This window comes from Luteococcus japonicus (genome assembly GCF_003752415.1).
In the GTDB taxonomy this organism is placed as follows: Bacteria; Actinomycetota; Actinomycetes; order Propionibacteriales; family Propionibacteriaceae; genus Luteococcus; species Luteococcus japonicus.
Genome location: NZ_RKHG01000001.1, coordinates 2,607,615 through 2,623,763, shown reverse-complemented (window position 1 = coordinate 2,623,763; position 16,149 = coordinate 2,607,615). Strand labels below are relative to the sequence as shown.

The 16,149-nt window shown below is 68.3% G+C and carries 16 protein-coding genes and 1 tRNA gene; 14 read left to right on the top strand and 3 right to left on the bottom strand.

Going from position 1 to position 16,149, the window contains the following annotated elements:
• The first annotated feature begins 77 nt into the window (after positions 1-77).
• The 8 genes from EDD41_RS12480 (at position 78) to EDD41_RS12445 (ending at position 5,655) form a co-directional block, all read left to right on the top strand.
• Positions 78-800, top strand: a complete 723-nt coding sequence (locus EDD41_RS12480) for a TetR/AcrR family transcriptional regulator (protein WP_094765910.1) — start codon at positions 78-80, stop codon at positions 798-800.
• A 62-nt stretch (positions 801-862) separates the two neighbouring features.
• The gene (locus EDD41_RS12475) at positions 863-1,435 is read left to right on the top strand and encodes a YccS family putative transporter (protein WP_123576129.1); all 573 of its coding nucleotides are present in this window, start codon (positions 863-865) and stop codon (positions 1,433-1,435) included.
• A 29-nt stretch (positions 1,436-1,464) separates the two neighbouring features.
• Positions 1,465-1,998, top strand: a complete 534-nt coding sequence (locus tag EDD41_RS12470; RefSeq protein ID WP_123576128.1) for a type II toxin-antitoxin system PemK/MazF family toxin — start codon at positions 1,465-1,467, stop codon at positions 1,996-1,998.
• Between the two features lie 66 nt (positions 1,999-2,064).
• Positions 2,065-2,138: transfer RNA gene (locus EDD41_RS12465), tRNA-Gly, on the top strand.
• A gap of 76 nt (positions 2,139-2,214) precedes the next feature.
• Positions 2,215-2,823 (top strand): DUF2207 domain-containing protein, encoded by a 609-nt coding sequence (locus tag EDD41_RS12460; protein WP_281273183.1) that lies wholly within the window; start codon positions 2,215-2,217, stop codon positions 2,821-2,823.
• A 68-nt stretch (positions 2,824-2,891) separates the two neighbouring features.
• The gene (locus EDD41_RS12455) at positions 2,892-3,551 is read left to right on the top strand and encodes a DUF1707 SHOCT-like domain-containing protein (RefSeq protein WP_123576126.1); all 660 of its coding nucleotides are present in this window, start codon (positions 2,892-2,894) and stop codon (positions 3,549-3,551) included.
• Between the two features lie 77 nt (positions 3,552-3,628).
• Positions 3,629-4,114 carry a PH domain-containing protein gene (locus tag EDD41_RS12450; RefSeq protein WP_245995646.1) on the top strand — a complete coding sequence of 162 codons (486 nt, stop codon included), beginning with the start codon at positions 3,629-3,631 and terminating at the stop codon, positions 4,112-4,114.
• The gene (locus EDD41_RS12445) at positions 4,111-5,655 is read left to right on the top strand and encodes a PH domain-containing protein (protein ID WP_123576125.1); all 1,545 of its coding nucleotides are present in this window, start codon (positions 4,111-4,113) and stop codon (positions 5,653-5,655) included. The genes EDD41_RS12450 and EDD41_RS12445 overlap by 4 nt, the downstream gene beginning before the upstream one ends.
• A gap of 76 nt (positions 5,656-5,731) precedes the next feature.
• Here the strand turns inward: EDD41_RS12445 and EDD41_RS12440 are convergent, their stop codons facing one another.
• Complete coding sequence (locus EDD41_RS12440) at positions 5,732-6,844, bottom strand: glycosyltransferase family protein (RefSeq protein WP_148060558.1); 1,113 nt, start codon at positions 6,842-6,844, stop codon at positions 5,732-5,734.
• A gap of 138 nt (positions 6,845-6,982) precedes the next feature.
• Here EDD41_RS12440 and EDD41_RS12435 point away from each other — a divergent pair, with 138 nt between their 5' ends.
• The 4 genes from EDD41_RS12435 to EDD41_RS12420 all read left to right on the top strand — a co-directional run bounded on the left by EDD41_RS12435 (position 6,983) and on the right by EDD41_RS12420 (position 12,073).
• On the top strand, positions 6,983-8,167 hold the full coding sequence (locus EDD41_RS12435) for an acyltransferase family protein (protein WP_123576123.1): 1,185 nt from the start codon (positions 6,983-6,985) through the stop codon (positions 8,165-8,167).
• A 15-nt stretch (positions 8,168-8,182) separates the two neighbouring features.
• A complete protein-coding gene (locus EDD41_RS12430; protein ID WP_123576122.1) occupies positions 8,183-9,136 on the top strand; it encodes a glycosyltransferase family 2 protein in 954 nt (317 codons plus the stop codon).
• A gap of 2 nt (positions 9,137-9,138) precedes the next feature.
• Positions 9,139-10,005 (top strand): glycosyltransferase family 2 protein, encoded by an 867-nt coding sequence (locus tag EDD41_RS12425; RefSeq protein ID WP_094765901.1) that lies wholly within the window; start codon positions 9,139-9,141, stop codon positions 10,003-10,005.
• 115 nt (positions 10,006-10,120) lie between these two features.
• The gene (locus tag EDD41_RS12420) at positions 10,121-12,073 is read left to right on the top strand and encodes a hypothetical protein (protein WP_123576121.1); all 1,953 of its coding nucleotides are present in this window, start codon (positions 10,121-10,123) and stop codon (positions 12,071-12,073) included.
• Between the two features lie 177 nt (positions 12,074-12,250).
• Here EDD41_RS12420 and EDD41_RS12415 read toward each other — a convergent pair whose 3' ends face one another.
• Together EDD41_RS12415 and EDD41_RS16615 are read right to left on the bottom strand one after the other, a co-directional pair.
• Complete coding sequence (locus tag EDD41_RS12415; RefSeq protein WP_123576120.1) at positions 12,251-13,213, bottom strand: glycosyltransferase; 963 nt, start codon at positions 13,211-13,213, stop codon at positions 12,251-12,253.
• Positions 13,210-13,905, bottom strand: coding sequence for a hypothetical protein (locus tag EDD41_RS16615; protein ID WP_148060557.1), 696 nt, complete (start codon positions 13,903-13,905; stop codon positions 13,210-13,212). Before EDD41_RS16615 ends, EDD41_RS12415 begins: the two co-directional genes overlap by 4 nt.
• A gap of 152 nt (positions 13,906-14,057) precedes the next feature.
• Between EDD41_RS16615 and EDD41_RS12405 the strand changes: the two genes are divergently transcribed.
• Positions 14,058-14,789, top strand: a complete 732-nt coding sequence (locus EDD41_RS12405; RefSeq protein ID WP_123576118.1) for a hypothetical protein — start codon at positions 14,058-14,060, stop codon at positions 14,787-14,789.
• A complete protein-coding gene (locus EDD41_RS12400; protein ID WP_123576117.1) occupies positions 14,786-16,138 on the top strand; it encodes an O-antigen ligase family protein in 1,353 nt (450 codons plus the stop codon). The genes EDD41_RS12405 and EDD41_RS12400 overlap by 4 nt, the downstream gene beginning before the upstream one ends.
• Positions 16,139-16,149: the final 11 nt, after the last annotated feature.

The following is a 16,149-nucleotide window of genomic DNA, read 5'->3' as shown; positions in this document are numbered from 1 at the left end:
CCACCACATCGCTCGTCCCCGGCCGCGATCTCGCCCAGCCCCCACACCATCTTGTTCAGCAGAAATCCCGAGAAGACATGTCATTGGAAGACAAGGCCGCACAGGCCAGCACCACCGCCGGTCCGGTCCCTGTGACCCCTGTTCCCGAGCCGTCCGCGACGTCGGCCGACAGCCCCACCAGCCCCGGGTCCCCGAGCCGCCGGCGACGGGGACGTCGCCCGGCTGGCGCGGACACCCGCGCGCAAATCCTGGCCAGCGCCCGCAAGTTGTTCGCCGAGCGTGGCTATGACGCCGTCTCGCTGCGGGCCATCGCACGCGACGCCGACGTCGACCCTGCCCTGGTGCACCACTACTTCGAGGGGAAGCCGGCTGTCTTCACCGCCAGCATGCTCACCGCCCAGGTCAATCCTGCGCGTCGGCTCGCGGTCATCCTCCAGGCCCCGCACGAGGAGGTGGGCGCCACCGTCGTGCGGCTCTTCCTGGACCTGTGGGATGACCCCGAGGCACGCAGTGGGGTGCGCACGTTGTTGCAACTGGGCATGTCTCCTGAGGAGAGCCTGCGCCCGGTGCGGGAATTCCTGGTGGCCGAGGTGCTGGGCAAGCTGCCCGCCAGTGGCCCCGATGGTGTTCTCGACCCGCGCCGCGCCCAGCTGATGGCCAGCCAACTGATGGGCTTGGGGCTGACCCGGTACATGCTGCGCCTGCCGGCGTTGGCGGCGGCCAGCACAGAAGACCTCGTCGCCTGGGTCGGCCCGACGCTGCAGCGTTACTACGAGCAGCCCCTGGGGCAACTGTCCTGACCGTCCCCGAACCGCCGGGTAGTCTGGCGTCGTTCGTCCGAGAAGAGCCGGGAGGGGTTGCCGTGGGTCAGCCACAGGAGATCGCGACGCTGCCGCCGCTCGACGAGCTGGAGGCCGGTATCCCGATCAGCCAAAACACCGGCCAGCCCCGTCGCGCCAAGGTGATGGTGGCCGCCAATGTGCTGTTCTACCTGGCCAGCGTCGTCTCCGCCGTGGCACTGGCCTGGTCCTGGTGGACGGCCATCCACATGGCCACCTTCGCCCATTCGTCGAAGCTCGTGGAGCTGTGGCAGCCCCGCCCTGGTGGTTGGCGTTCCGTGGTGGCGGTGACCTTGATGTGCGTGATCGGTGCGGTGATGACCGCCGCACCAGCCGTCGCCGCCCTGAACTCGTGGAATGGGCACCGGTGGAGCCGGATCGCCGGCCTCGTCGCCGTGCTGCTGGGCTGCCTGGGTTACCTGCTGAACCCGATCGCGTGGGCGCCCCCCGTCCTCAGCCTGGTGGGCACGGTGTTGCTCTGGACCGCTCCGGTGACCCGCTACTTCGGCCACTGGGACCGTTTCCGCGGTGGTGACCCCGTGCCTCTCGCCCCGGACGAACCCGTCGTCTACGGCCCCCTGCCCCGCTATCTGTGAGGCCTCGCGCCTCGTGAGGATGTGACCCGATGGCCTTCTCCTGGAAGACCCTGCTGACCGACGTCGCAAGCACCGTGCTGCGGGACCTGCTGCGGCAGAAGACCTCGTCGCGGCGCCCGTCCCGCTCCCCCGCGCAGCGGCCCTCGTCATCGGGTACCACGAGCTACCCCGGTGACTTCACCGGCAACCCGTCCATTGAGTACTCGCCCAGCGATTCCCCCACCCCGGACCCGGGCGAGGTGGTGTGGGGGTGGGTGCCGTTCGAGGAGGACCACGCGCAGGGCAAGGACCGACCCATCCTGCTGATCGGCCGCGACGGTGGTTGGCTGTTGGGCCTGCCGTTGACGAGCAAGGACCACGACCGCGACGCCGCACAGGAGGCGCGGGCCGGACGGCACTGGATCGACGTCGGAACCGGTGCCTGGGACCGCAGGGGACGCCCGAGCGAGGCGCGCGTGGACCGGATCGTGCGAATCAGCCCCGACGGCGTGCGCCGCACCGGCTCGGCGATGGACCATCAGGTCTTCCAGCAGGTGGCCGACGCCGTACGCGGCGCCCACTGACCCGGCTGATGGAGCCCCGCTGGAAGTGCGCTAGAGTGTCCCTTGCCCCGAGCAATTCCGGGGCGCGCGGGCGTAGCTCAATGGTAGAGCGCCAGCTTCCCAAGCTGGACACGCGGGTTCGATTCCCGTCGCCCGCTCCACACTGAAGGGCCTTGCCAACACACAGTTGGCGAGGCCCTTCGCCATTGCCGCCCGAAACATCCACGGTGACCCGCTCTGCGGGTCACCTGCACCGTGCAGCCCGATGGCAGCGCCAAGGTCCGAGAAGAGATCACCCTCCGCTTCGGCGCCCGCTCCGGCCGGCACGGACTGGCCCGCAAGATCCTCGTCCAGAGCCCGGTGAGCAGGACGCACGACGCCCGCTGGCCCGTCGAGAAGATCACCGCCGGCTCACCCTCCGGACACGCCGCCACCGTCCACACCGATCTGGCGATGAGCCGGGACGGTCGCACCCAGATGCTGTGGATCCGGCTGGGCAATTCCCTGCACACGATCGACGATCCCACTGCCCGCTACGTGTTGGAGTACACCTGGCGGGGACTGGTGCGGCCTTCGGTCGACGGCGACGTGGAATTCTCGATCAATGTCGGTGGCCCCCGGCTGTGGTCCGGCCCCTCTGCCGACCTTGACCGCGGCCTGGCCAGCACCTTCGCGAACCTGCAGGTGGACCGGGACTGGACACCGCCGACGCCCACCAGCGGTCCGGCCTCCTGGTTCTCCGGCGGATCGGGCTCGGGCAGTGGCGGAGCGGGCGGCGGGAGCAGCTTCGGGTCGGGTGACGGAGGGGGTTCCGGCGGGTCCGGCGGCTCGTTCGGCAGTAGGTGACCCGGAATCACCCCTGACCGTGGCCATCGGGCCTGTCGGCGGGACCCATCGCTTCATAGGCTCGGGGCATGAGTACTCCCCTGACCTTGCCCCAGCCCTCCCGGCCGTCCCAGATGCGCTGCGCCGATTCGGACCGCGATCTCGTCGCCGAGGTCCTGAATGCCGCCTTCGCGGAGGGCCGCATCACCCAGGACGAGCACTCGGAGCGGATGGATGCCCTGTGGCAGGCCAAGACCTTCGGCGAACTCACCCCACTGACCGAGGACCTGATGCCCCACGGCCCGATCCACCACCTCCCGGCTCCCGTCAACGGGCAGGGCGCCGGCCTGGTGGTGGACCCCAGCAATGCCAATCAGAACCCGGACAGCATCACGTGCGTCATGGGCGACGTGAAGCGCCAGGGCCACTGGCGCCTGCGCCGGCGGACCACCGGCCTGGTGCTGATGGGTGACGTGAAGCTTGACCTCACCGAGGCGGTGATGGAGGCGGCAGAGTGCACCATCGCCATCCCCTGCATCATGGGCGACGTGACCATCACCGTTCCCGACGGGGTGAACGTGCGCAACGAGACCACCACCATCCTCGGCGACACGAAGATCCGTGGGCTGGCACCGGTCCCCGCGGGTGCCCCGACGATCGTGCTGCGCGGCATGGTGCTGATGGGCGACGTGAAGGTCAACGGCCCCGGATTCGTGCCGTTGACCAAGCGCCTGGGTCTGACCAGCTGATCCCCGGCACGGTATGGCCCACCCCGGGTGGACAGCCTGTCATGCGTGGATACCCCATTGCCCCGTAGATTGGCGGAGTGGATACCTTCGCCGCCCCTGTCGACGTCTTCAAGCCGCTGTCCCCCAACTACCTGCGGATGAAGCGGCTGATGGTGCTGCTGGTCTGGGGCATCGAGCTGGTGGCCGCCGTCGTGGCCCTGGGCTTCGCCTACCGCTGGTGGGCCGCGGGTGCGCTCGCCGTCGTCGGGCTGGGGTGGATCTTCTACCGCTGGCATCGTCAGGGGCGGGTCTACCGGATCTGGGGTTATGCCGAGCGGGAGACGGACCTCTACATCCGTGAGGGCCTGTGGCAGCGACGCCTGACCGTCGTCCCCTACGGCCGGATGCAGGTGGTCACCGTGAACTCCGGCCCCATCGAACGCAAGTACGGCCTGGCGACGGTGACCCTGGAGACCGCCTCGTCGGGAACCGACGCCACCATCCCCGGGCTGCCCGTCGCGGAGGCCGATGCCCTGCGCGAGCGGCTCAGCGAACTCGGCGAGCAGCAGGCGGTCGGCCTGTGACCGAGACCCCGGACTTCGTCGGCCCCGAGGCCTCGACAGGCTCGGCCGACACAGTGGAGACCTCGACACGCTCGGCCAGCGTGATGGGTGACGCGGCTCCCGAGGCCCAGCCCCCGCACCCCGAGCCTGCCGAGGGGCAACCCGTCGAGACGGTGATGGAGCGGCCGCACCCGGCCACGCCGATCATCAAGGGCTGGATGGCACTGGTCGGTCTGGTCTTCGTGATGGGCCGCGACGTGCTGGAGAACCTGGACAACCGCGGCGAGGCCTTCTCGGTGCGCAATCTGGGCTTCGTCGGCGGCGCGCTGGGCCTCTATGTGCTGGTCACCGGCATCTTCGGCTTCTTCAGCTGGCGTTTCACCCGCTTCGTCATCGACGACCGGCAGGTGCGGATCGAGCACAACTTCATCCAGCACAATTCGGACAAGGTGCCCTTCACCAAGATCCAGTCCGTCGACGTGGTGCAGCCCTTCGCCGCCCGCCTGCTGGGGCTGGCGCAGCTGCGGATCGACGTCGGCTCCGGCGCCGGGAAGACCATCGAGTACCTGGGCCGCGCCCGCGCCTACCAGATGCGCGACTACCTCATCTCGCGTGCCCACGGCCAACAGGTCACCGTCCAGGAGTCCGTCGCAAGGCGGGCCACCTCCAATGCGCTTCATGACCTGGCTGCCGACGAGCGCGTCCTGCTGCGTGTGCCCGTGCAGCGACTGGTGCTTGCGGCCGTGCTGTCGTCGGGCTTCCTGGTCACGCTGGTGCTGAGCCTGCTGACCCTCGGCGGCCTGACCTGGTTCCGGCAGTTCGGCGGCATGGTGGGCCTGATCCCACTGGTCACCGGGCTCTTCGGGATCATCAGCCGTGACGTCGTGAAGCAGTGGAACTACTCGCTGGTGCGCTCCGGCCAGGCCTTGAAGGTGAGCCGCGGCATGACGAGCCTGGTCAGCCAGACACTGCCCACCAACCGGATCCAGGGCCTGCAGATCGTCCAGCACCAGGCCTGGCGTCCCTTCGGCCTCTACCGCGTGAAGATGGATGTGCTGGGTTACGGCTCCGGCGATGCCGACGAGGGGGCCAGCGACATCCTGTTGCCCGCCGGCACCTGGCCGGAGGTGGAGCTGGCGATCGACGCGGTCTGGCCCGGTTTCCGGCTGGCCGACATCGAGCTGCACGGTGTGGACCGCAAGGTGCGAAAGCTGCACCCCTTCATCTGGAAGAGCTACCGCTGGGGCCGCAATGACGACGTGATGGTGGCCACCAATGGCGGCTTCGTCCTCGAGACGAAGATCGTGCACCACGCCAGGGTGCAGTCGGTGCACCTGATGGCGGGCCCCATCCAGCGTCGGATGGGCCTGGCCGACGTGAAGCTGGACACCACCGCCGGCCTGCTGAGCACCTGCCACCTCTTCGAACTCGACGAGCAGCTCGCCCGTCGGCTGGTGCTGGAGGAGATGGACATCTGCCGCGAATCCCGCCGCCGCGATGCCGAGCGCACCGCCCTGGACGCCCTCCCCGCTCCCGTCGTGGGGGTCCGGGTCGAAAACTGAGAGCCCAGTGGGCACCAGGATTGGATTGGCACCTTCAAAGGGCCGGAAATCCTCTCAGTTTTGGTCCCCGGGGCCCTCACACAGGAGCGCCTGGGCTCCGCTGCTCGATCACGGCGACCAGCTGCTCGGCCCGGGCGCGCCAGGAGTGCTCGTCGGCGAAGGCCCGACGGCGGGCCTCCAGAGCCTCGTCACGGGGCTCGTCGGCACGGCGACGGACCAGTTCGGCGAAGTCCGACGGGGAATCTGCGACGTCCACCAGGTCCGTGCCCAACCAGTCCAGGGAGTCCAGCCGGGTGGAGACCGCCGGCAGTCCCAGGGCCAGGTACTCCAGCGTCTTGAGCGGGAAACTGGCCCTGTTGAAGTCGTTGACGGCATAGGGCGTGATCCCGACGGCGGATGAGGCCAGCAAGCCCACCACCTCCGCATGGGCCACGGGTCCGCGCCAGTCCACCTCGGGCCGGGCAAGCAGCGCGTCGAGGCGCGCCTTCTGCTCCGGCTCCCGCTCGGTGCGGGGGCCAAGGATGCGCAGCGGCACCCCGGCGTCGACGATGGCGTCCAGCAGGTCCACGTCGAGCCGCTCGTTGAGCTGGCCCACCAGGACGGCCACCCGCTCGCGCTGCACCGTCGGGACCTCGTCCGGGACGGTGGCGGCATTGGGGATGATCTGGACCAGGTGCCGCGGGTTCATCCGCTGCAGCAGCTGGGCGAGGTCCACGGAGACGGCGCTGACCACCTCGGCGGCGCGCACATTGCGGCGCAGCACCTGCTCGATCCAGCCGGCGTCCAGCCCCATCATCGGGGCACCTGCCACCCAGTCGTCGGTGACATGCAGCACCCGCACCCCCGCGCCACGCGACGGCAGGCTGACCCGGGGCGAGGCGGCGATACTGGCCCACGGCCTGCGCCCCTTGGAGACGGCGGCCAGGGCGGCACGCTGGGAGGCCTCGGCGACCTGACGAAGTCCCGAGCGGGAGGCACCTGGGACGGTGCTCACCCGCAGCACCTGCAGCCCATCGGCCACCTGGTCCAACCCGGGCACCACCCGACGGGTGTTCAGCACCGACAGCGGCGGGTCAACCCAGATGACATCGACGAAGGCGGCAAGAGCCCTTGCCAGGTGGTGATCGGTGGCGGGCAGACCATCCCAGGGATTGCCCGCCCAGAGCACCACAAGCTTCCTGCCAACCATCCAGGCCCCCGCCTCTCGATTTGCGCCCGAACACCCCCTCGGACGCGTCGTCATGTGCCCCTGACGATAGTGGTGCCGTACAGCTGACTCACAGCGCAGCGGGCTGTTCATCAGGCCATGCCCAGTTAGGATCGGCCCATGCAATCGGGGGAAAAGACGCTGTTCAGCGCCTTCACACGGGTGGTGGCCAATGGCCGCTTCATCCCGGAGATCGACGGGCTGAGGTTCGGCGCCATCGGTTCGGTGGTGGCCTTCCACGTCGCCATCGACCTGGCGACGAAGTACCCGCAGACGTGGGCGATGCCGGATGACCTGGTGGGTTTCGTCCTGGGCACCGGTGCCTTCGGCGTCCAGCTCTTCTTCGTGATCTCCGGCATGGTGCTGGCGCTCCCCTTCGTCCGGCACGCGCGCGGCAAGGGCAAGAAGGTTGACCTGGGGCGCTACTTCTGGCGCCGCATCACGCGCCTGGAACCCCCCTACATCCTGGTGATGACGGGCCTGTTGGCGCTGCTCATCCTCACCCATGCGGAGACCGTCGGCACGCTGCTGAGACACTGGCTGGCCAGCATCTTCTACCTGCACAACCTGACCTATGGCACCGAGAGCCTGATCAACAATGTTGCGTGGAGCCTGGAGATCGAGATCCAGTTCTACATCCTGGTGCCGCTGCTGACGATGGTCTTCCGCATTGCCGACAAGCGCCTTCGTCGCGCCATCATCATCGCCACCACCGCGCTGTTCGCGGTCCTTGCCGGCTTCGTGATCCCGACGGACTCCCGGCTGGCCCTGACGCTGGCCGCCTACCTGCAGTACTTCCTGCTGGGCTCCCTGCTGGCGGACATGCACGTGGAGGGCGAACTCTCCCGGCCCAAGACCCCACTGTGGGACCTGGCGACGCTGCTGGGCTGGCCGCTGTTCATCTTCTTCGTCGGCAACCTCGGGGAGCCCGGCTGGGGCCGTTGGGGCATCCTCGGGATGACCGCGGTGATGCTGCCGCTGTTCATCGCCGCCTTCCGCGGGACGTGGACCAACAAGCTGGTGACACTGCACCCGGTGACGGCCATCGGCGGCATGTGCTACACGATCTACCTGATCCACAATCCGATGCTGGGCTTCACCCTCAACCTGACCAGCATGATCGATCCGGGCGGCAGCTACCTGATGCGCTATCTGGTGCAGCTGGCCATCAACTCGCTGCTGATCCTGGCGGCGGCCGCCGTCTTCTACCTGCTCGTCGAGCGTCCCTGCATGAACCCGAAGTGGCCGCAGGACCTGGCCGCGCGCCTGCGCGGCGGCAGCTCCCGCACAGCCCTTGACTCTTGATCCGAGGAGATCGTGATGACCCAGAATGCTCCCTTCGACGCCATGGTGGTGACCGCCCTGGTGGTGACGTACAACTCGTCGGACGAGATCGAAAACCTGCTCGACTCGTTGCCCGCGGCGGCAGACGGCCTGGACCTGCGCGTGCTGGTGGTGGACAACTCCTCCTCCGATGACACCGTCGCCAAGGTGGAGGCCCGTGGCGACGCCCGGGTGGTGCACGCCGGCGGCAATGTCGGTTACGCGGCCGGCATCAACGTCGGGCGGGAGAACCTCGACGAGGACACCGACGCCATCGCCATCCTGAACCCGGACCTGGTGATGGATCCCGGCAGCCTTCGTCGGCTCGCCGAGCCGCTGGCCAAGGACCGCACCGTGGGCGTCACGGTGCCCTTCATCTCCAATTCCGACGGCACCCCCTTCCACTCGCTGCGCCGCGAGCCGAACCTGCTCTCGCAGCTGGGCGAGGCCACCTTCGGCGCCAGCTGGGCCAGGCGGCCCGTGGTCCTGGGTGACACGCTGCGCACCCCGGACAAGTACCAGACGGCGCGCGACGTTCAGTGGGCCAGTGGTGCCGCCCTGCTGATCAGCCGCGCCTGCGACCAGGCCGTCGGTGAGTGGCGGGAGGACTTCTTCCTGTACTCCGAGGAGACGGACTTCGCCCGTCGTGCCCGTCAGGCCGGTTACCGGATCCGCTATGTCCCTGAGGCGAAGTGCCTGCACATCGGGGGGGCCTCGGGTTCGTCGCCGCAGCTGGAGGCCCTGATGGAGGTCAACAAGCTGCGCGACTACGAGGGACACCATGGCCGGGCCTCCTCTACGCTCTTCCGCGGCATCCTGGCCGCCCAGCACGCGGTGCGGGCCAAGAAGCGCCCGGGCTCCGAGGCGGCGCTGCACCACCTGCTGCACCGCGACGCCTGGAGCACCCTGCCGAAGGGTGACCCGCGCCCCTCGACAGGCTCGGAGGCCTGAGCATGGCGAGCATCATCATCCCGGCCCACAACGAGGCCATGGTGATCGGGCGCACCCTGGAGGCATTGGCCGATGGCCAGCTGCGCCCGGGAGTCCACGTCGTCGTGGCCTGCAATGGCTGCACCGACGACACGATGACCATCGCCGAGAGCTTCTCCCACAGGCTGCGGATCACGGTGCTGGACCTGCCGGTCCGCTCCAAGCAGGCGGCCCTGAACGGTGCCGAGGCCCATCTGGCCTCCATCGGCGAGGAGGACGACTTCCCGCGGGTCTTCCTGGATGCGGACATCGCGGCCCCGTCGGTCTCGATCAATGCGGTGCTGGAGGTGCTGGAGTCTGGCGAGTGGCTGGCCTCGCGCCCCCCACTGGAGTACCGCACGGGGCTTGCCGAGGCACCGGTGAAGGCCTACTACGACGCGCGCTCCCGCACCCCTGAGGTGCTGGGGGCCCTGTGGGGCGCCGGCATCTATGCCGTCTGCGCGGAGGGCCGACGACGCTGGCAGGACTTCCCCGCCGAGGCCCCCGACGACCTCTATGTCGATTCGCTCTTCACGGACGACGAGAAGCGGGTCGTGGACTGCCCACCGGTACCGGTGGAGGTGCCCCGCACAACCGCCGCCCTGTTCAAGACCCTCAAGCGCGTGTACCGGCCCTCGGCGCACGTCCAGGAGCAGGGTGAGCAGACCGCGGCCTCCTCAGGAAACACGCTGAAGGCGCTGTTGGTGGCCAATTCCCGCAGCCCTCGCCATGCCGTCGATGCCTTGTGCTACGTGGGTCTGGCCGTGGCGGCGAGGGTGGCGAACAAGGCTTCGCGCGGTGGGAAGGGCCATTCCGGCGACGACTGGGAACGCGACGAGACCAGCCGTTGAGCTGCTATGACGCCTACCTGAGAAACCTGAAGCAATTGTGAAGATTTGCTGAGTGCCGGTTATGCTCCAATCGCCTGATCACCGCGGGCGCCCCCCACACCTGGAGCAAGGACAGATGACTTCGAACCATCGCCGGCCCCGCGCCGCCCTCAGTGCCGTCGCCATGGCCGCAGCCGCCACCGTGGCCTTCACCACGGCCGGTAGCGCCGGTAGCAGCGCCGCGCCCTCCCAGCCTGGGAACGTGGCTCTTGCCGCCTCGAACCTGAAGCCGGCCGCCAAGGCCAGCACTCCCGCACAGAAGGCAGCCGTCAAGAAGGCCGCTGCCAAGAAGGCCGCAGCGAAGAAGGCCGCAGCGAAGAAGGCCGCAGCCCGCAAGGCAGCTGCCAAGAAGGCAGCCGCGAAGAAGGCCGTCGCCAAGCGCAAGGCCGCCCAGACCGCCGCCAAGAAGCGCGCCGCCGCGCTGGCCGCCAAGAAGAAGGCAGCCGCCAAGCGAGTGGCTGCCCAGAAGGCGGCCCGCACCGCCGCGGCCCGCGAGAGCGCCCTGCTGCGCAGCCAGGCCAAGGCCCGCGCCGCAGCCCGCGCCAAGCTGGCCCGCACCCGGGCCGCCCGCCCGGTCACCGCGAGCACGCCTGTCGCCGCCACTCTGACGGCAAGCCCCTCAGCCAGTGCCACCCCGACGGCCAGCACCACCCCGTCGGCCGACGCCTCCGCCACGAGCACCCCCGCCACGAGCACCCCCGCCACGAGCACCCCCGCCACGAGCACCCCCGCCACGAGCACTCCCGCGGCCAGCGCCTCTGCCACCAGCACCGCCTCGGCCGCGGCCAGCACCACCCCCGCCGCGAGCGCCACGCCCGCACCCGAGGCAGCCCCGCTGGCCGACACCGACGGCACCGTCGGCGATCTGGACCTCCCCCGCATCCCGTGGGAGGGCGGCTCCAAGTACTGGGGTCAGTTCCGCAATGCCAACAAGGCCGGCTGGGCGAAGGATGACTTCTTCCCCGTCGCCGTCTGGTGGAACGGCTTCAGCAATGACGCGGAGGCGCAGTACGACAAGTCGCTCGGCATCAACACCTATGTGGAGATGGACCCCAGCGCCAACTACAAGAACTTCGAGAAGAACGGCATGTTCTGGATCGGACCGAAGCTCAACGAGACCTTCACCGATGACTCGACCAACTGGGTGGGCAACTTCCTGGGCGACGAGGTCGACGGTCGCTTCGAGCCGGCCGAGGGCCTGGCGCAGATGCGCGCCGGCCAGGCCAAGGGCAAGCAGGGCCCACGCTTCAACTACGCGAACTTCACCGGCCTGATGGTCTCCAGCTACTTCAAGAAGGCTGACGCGGAGGCCTACATGGCCACCACTGATGCCGCCAGCATGGACATGTACTGGTACACGGTCCCCTTCTGCAACTGGGACAACTACAACGAGGACTACTACATCTTCAAGGTGCCGCAGGCCCACTGCCGCACCTCCGCCAGCTACGGCAAGGTCGTGGAGGGCATGCGCACCCGCGACGCCGCCGACGGCAAGCTGCAGCCGCTGTGGAACTTCATCGAGCTGAGCGATCCGAACCTGCCCGGCCAGAAGTCCTACGGACCCATCAAGCCGGCCCAGATCAAGGGCGCCGCCATGAGCTCGGTGATCAACGAGGCCCGCGGCCTCATCTACTACAACCAGGACTACGGCAACTGCTCGGCCGGCTCCCTGGTGCGCCAGAACCAGTACGACAAGATCTTCTGCGCCAAGGAGCAGGTGGAGGCCATGGGCGAGGTCAACAACTTCCTCCACAAGATGGCTCCCGTGCTCAACACCCAGTCCTACAAGTGGGACTTCGGCAAGGGCCTGGACACCATGCTGAAGAGCAAGGACGGCAATGCCTACATCTTCGCGATGATCGACGGCAATGACCATGCCGGCAGCCGCACCTTCACCCTCCCGTCGGAGCTGAAGGGCAAGAAGATCGAGGTGGTGGACGAGAACCGTTCGATCACCCCGAATGCCAACGGCACCTTCACCGACAACTTCGCGTCGGAGTCCACCTACCACGTGTACAAGGTGAGCTGACCCACAAGCTCCCCCAACCCCACCCCACCGCTGCGCCGGCCCCTCCCCAGGGGCCGGCGCAGTGCCATGTCGTGGGCGATGCGCCACCCAAAAAGTGTGGATGGTAGCCACCGAGCTCGGTGGCCACCATCCACACTTTTGAGGTCAGACCCACGCTTTCGAGGTCAGACCATGGGATCAGCCCTTGTTCCGGGCCTCCTTGGCCTTGGCCACGCCCTGCTTGGCGGCACCCGCACCCCGCTTGGCCGCCCCGACGGCGCCGCGGGCCACCTTGCCACCGTGGTACTTCACAGCGTCGAAGCGTTCCTTGCCCAGCACCTTCACCAGGCCCGCACGGGCATTGCCGCGGGCGGAGTCACGCAGCCAGCGCGTGGGCGCCTCGACATACCGGTCCTTGAGAACCTCTGCCTGGGTGGGGGCCTGGATCTCGTCGCCCAGCGTGGGGAAGGTCCGGCGGTAGGGGGCCGGGTCCACCATGGTGCCGCGCACCCTGTTGCTCACATTGGTGCCGTGGATGACCTGCTGCCAGCCGGGCTCGCCCTCCACCTCGACGACGTCCATGTGCAGGCCCAGGCGGTTGTGCCAGTCCATCCAGCAGGTCTCCAGGTCCGCCAGGTCCTCCCGCACGGCGCAGAAGGCATTGGTCCGGTCCTCCTGCAGGAAGCAGCGCGATCCATTGGTGATCAGGCCGTGGGCGATGTACAGGGCGGTGCGCGGGGCCGTCACGGGGGCCTCGCGCAGGCGCTGGACGAAGTCGATGGCCAGGCCGTCGTCATTGTCCAGATTGGAGGTGATGACCGGGCCGGCCTCACGGCCGACGACCTCACGGATGTCCCCGGCCCGGTCCTCAGGGCTGACGCTGGTGCGCAGCAGGGGGGTCAGGAGGCCCTCGTCGCGCCAGGCGTACATCTTGTCCAGCAACCACTGCGGGGTCTCGTTGTCCACGTAGACGATCCAGTGGATGTCCTCACCCAGCTGGGCGCGCACCGACGGAACGGTGTAGCGCTCGAAGAGTTCGGTGCGCTCGCGCAACCAGCCGTCCTTGGCGCGGATCAGGCTCTCGACGCCCTCACTGGGCAGGTTGTAGCGGGTCAGGAAGACGTGGGCCGGGGTGGTGTGGCCGTCGTGGTGCTCGGTCATGCGTGGTTTTCCTCACGGTTGGTCGCGGGGTGGGGAGCGTTCGTGGCGGGCTGGCGACGCGCGCCACGGGCCCGCATGAGGCGGTCGAACCAGTAGGTGGCGGCGAAGGTGAGACCGAGGCCGGCGAGCCCGTAGGCCAGCTGCGCGCGACGGTTCTGCGTGACCACCATCTCAATGGCCGGGCGTTCCGGGTTGAGGCTCAGCTCGACGTTCTCGCCGGCGGGCACCTTCAGCTCCTTCTCAAGGGAGACGAGCTCCGCCTTGATCCGGGCCACCTCGGCATCCATGTTCTTCTCGACAGCTGAACGGTCCGGGTCCACCACCTGAACATCGACCACGGGTTCTGTGACTTGGCTGAGCCACTGTCCACCGACATTTCGCACCTGTGCGTGGGTGCCCTGGGTAATTCCCATGGCATACAGGGAAACATCAGGATTTGCCGCCAAAGGGGTGTGGACGCCGCTATTCACGCGGGCCGCAAGAATATGGGCCACCGCAATTGAATCGGGCGAATGGAAGCCGACAATTCGAACCTTCCCGCGATCCGGTTCAAGAATGTTCACCGTAGTCCGCGCGAAGAAGACGGCATTGGGTCCCGCGGCGAGCACAGCGACGGCAGCCGTGGCGACCAGGCCGAGCAGTACGACATACCAGCGTCGCGCGCAGACCTTCAGAAATTCGACAGAAGTCATCGCTTTCCCCGTGTTTCGTGTTCATTTGGGCCGCCGTAACACGCGCTGACCGGTTTGCCCCCGCGCACCAGCGAACACGTTTCGATTATGGCATGCCCCCGGGGCCTGCGATAATTGAAGCTCGGGGAAGAACGACTTGAAAGGCGCTCTCGATGGACCTGCGCGACTTCGGAACGACACTGGCCCGTTGGTGGTACCTGGCACTTGCCACACTGCTGCTGGCGATCGGGGCTGGCCTGGGCATGTACAAGGCCACCGGGCCCACCTACACCGCGAACAGCACGGTGTTGCTGCTCCCGCCCAAGGCCGTCCTGATCCAGGCGCAGGCGGACAAGAAGAACTATGCGCCGAACAACCCGCTGCTCTACCTGTCCTCGCTGACCGACGCCCGCGACGTGCTGGTGCGTCACCTGAGCAGCACCGACGTCACGCAGGAGCTGACCAAGAAGGCCCCCGACGCGACGCTGACCGTCACCGGTGACCTCACCTCGGGATCGCCGCTGATCCTGGTGAAGTCCGAGGGCCCCACGGAGAAGGCCGCCCTGGACGGCATGAAGGCCGTCGACGACATGGTGCCCGGCACCCTGAAGTCCCTGCAGGACGAGATGAAGATCGCGGACCTGCAGCGGATCAACTCGCTCGAGGTGACCGAGGACACCAAGGCGACGCCCGAGAGCAAGAAGCAGATCATGTCCGGTGCCGTCGGTTTCGCCGGTGTCACGCTGCTGGGCCTGGCCACCATTGCCGTGCTGGACCAGCGCCGCAACCGCCGTCTGGGCGGCGACGAGCCGGACGACACGACGCGCACCGCCGACGAGGCCAAGAAGGCCGGGAGCACCGCCGTGCGCACCCAGCGTGCCGTCAAGGCGGGCAAGCGGGCGTGAGCACCCCCGTCGAGCCCCGCCGAGCCGCTGCCTCGGGCTGGGGCAGCCGGGCCGGTCTCGATGTGACGGCCGTCTTCACCGGCTACCTGTTCTTCTTGTTCGCCATCCCGGCGACCATGATCGTCGCGCAGCTCGGCACGCTGGGCGCGCCCGCGACGATCCTGTCCCTGCTCGGACTGGTCTGGTACCTCTGGTACCACCTGCACCGCGCCGAGCCCGTGCTGGGCGGTGACTCGCCGGTACGTCGCGGCGGCCTGCTCTTCGGCGTCGTGATGCTGGTCGTCTACGGGCACGCGATGACCACCTTCATCCCGGGCGCCGAGGTCACCAATGCGGACTCCGCGCTGCTGCGGATCCTGGGCATGCTGGGCATCATGCTGGTCCTGAACGACGGCATCAACTCCGTCGAGCGCTGGCGCACCATGCTGCAGCGGCTGTCCATCGCCGGCGCCGTGATCGCCGTGCTGGCCATCCTGCAGTTCTTCACGGGGCAACTCTGGGTGGACCGGATCAGCATCCCCGGCCTCACCCCGCCCGTGATGCCCGACGGCGTGGGCACGCGCGGACAGTTCACCCGCCCCAGCGCGACGGCCACCAATGCCATCGAGTTCGGCGCCGTGTTGTCGATGTTCCTGCCCATCGCCTTCACCAACGCGCAGACCGCGGTGCGCCACAAGCTGTGGAACTGGGTACCGGTGGGGCTGATGGGCTTTGCCGCCCTGGTCTCGCTGAGCCGGACCGCCATCATCTGCGTCGCCATCGGGATGGCCATCCTGGTGCCGGCCTGGTCCCGCAGGGCGCAGATCCAGACCCTCCTCGCGACCCCCGTCGCGGTGGCGCTGGCCGGCGTGGCGGTGCCAGGCCTGCTGGGCACCCTGCGCGGCCTCTTCCTGGGCGCCGGCGAGGACTCCAGCGTCAGTTCCCGTACCCAGAGCTATGGCGTGGCGTGGAGCTACATCGAACGCCATCCCTTCCTGGGACGTGGCTTCAGCACCTTCCTGCCGCAGTACTGGATCCTGGACAATGCCTACCTGCAGGTACTGATCGGGTGCGGATTCATCGGCCTGGGAGCCTTGTTCGTGCTGATCTTCTGCGCCGGCCGCAGCGCCCGCCTGGCCCAGCTGCGTTTCCGCAACCCTGCCGATGCCCTGATGGCTCGCTCGCTGCTGGCTGCGGTGGTGGCCGGGTCTGTTTCACTGTTCTTCTTCGACGCCTTCGGTTTCCCGCAGTCGGCTGGATGCCTGATGATGATCTTCGGGCTGGCCGGGGCGTCGCTGCGTCTGGCCCGTACGAGCGGCGACGCAACCGCGGCGCCCATCACCGAGGAGCAGGCCGCTCCGCGCGCCTGATGATCTAGAGC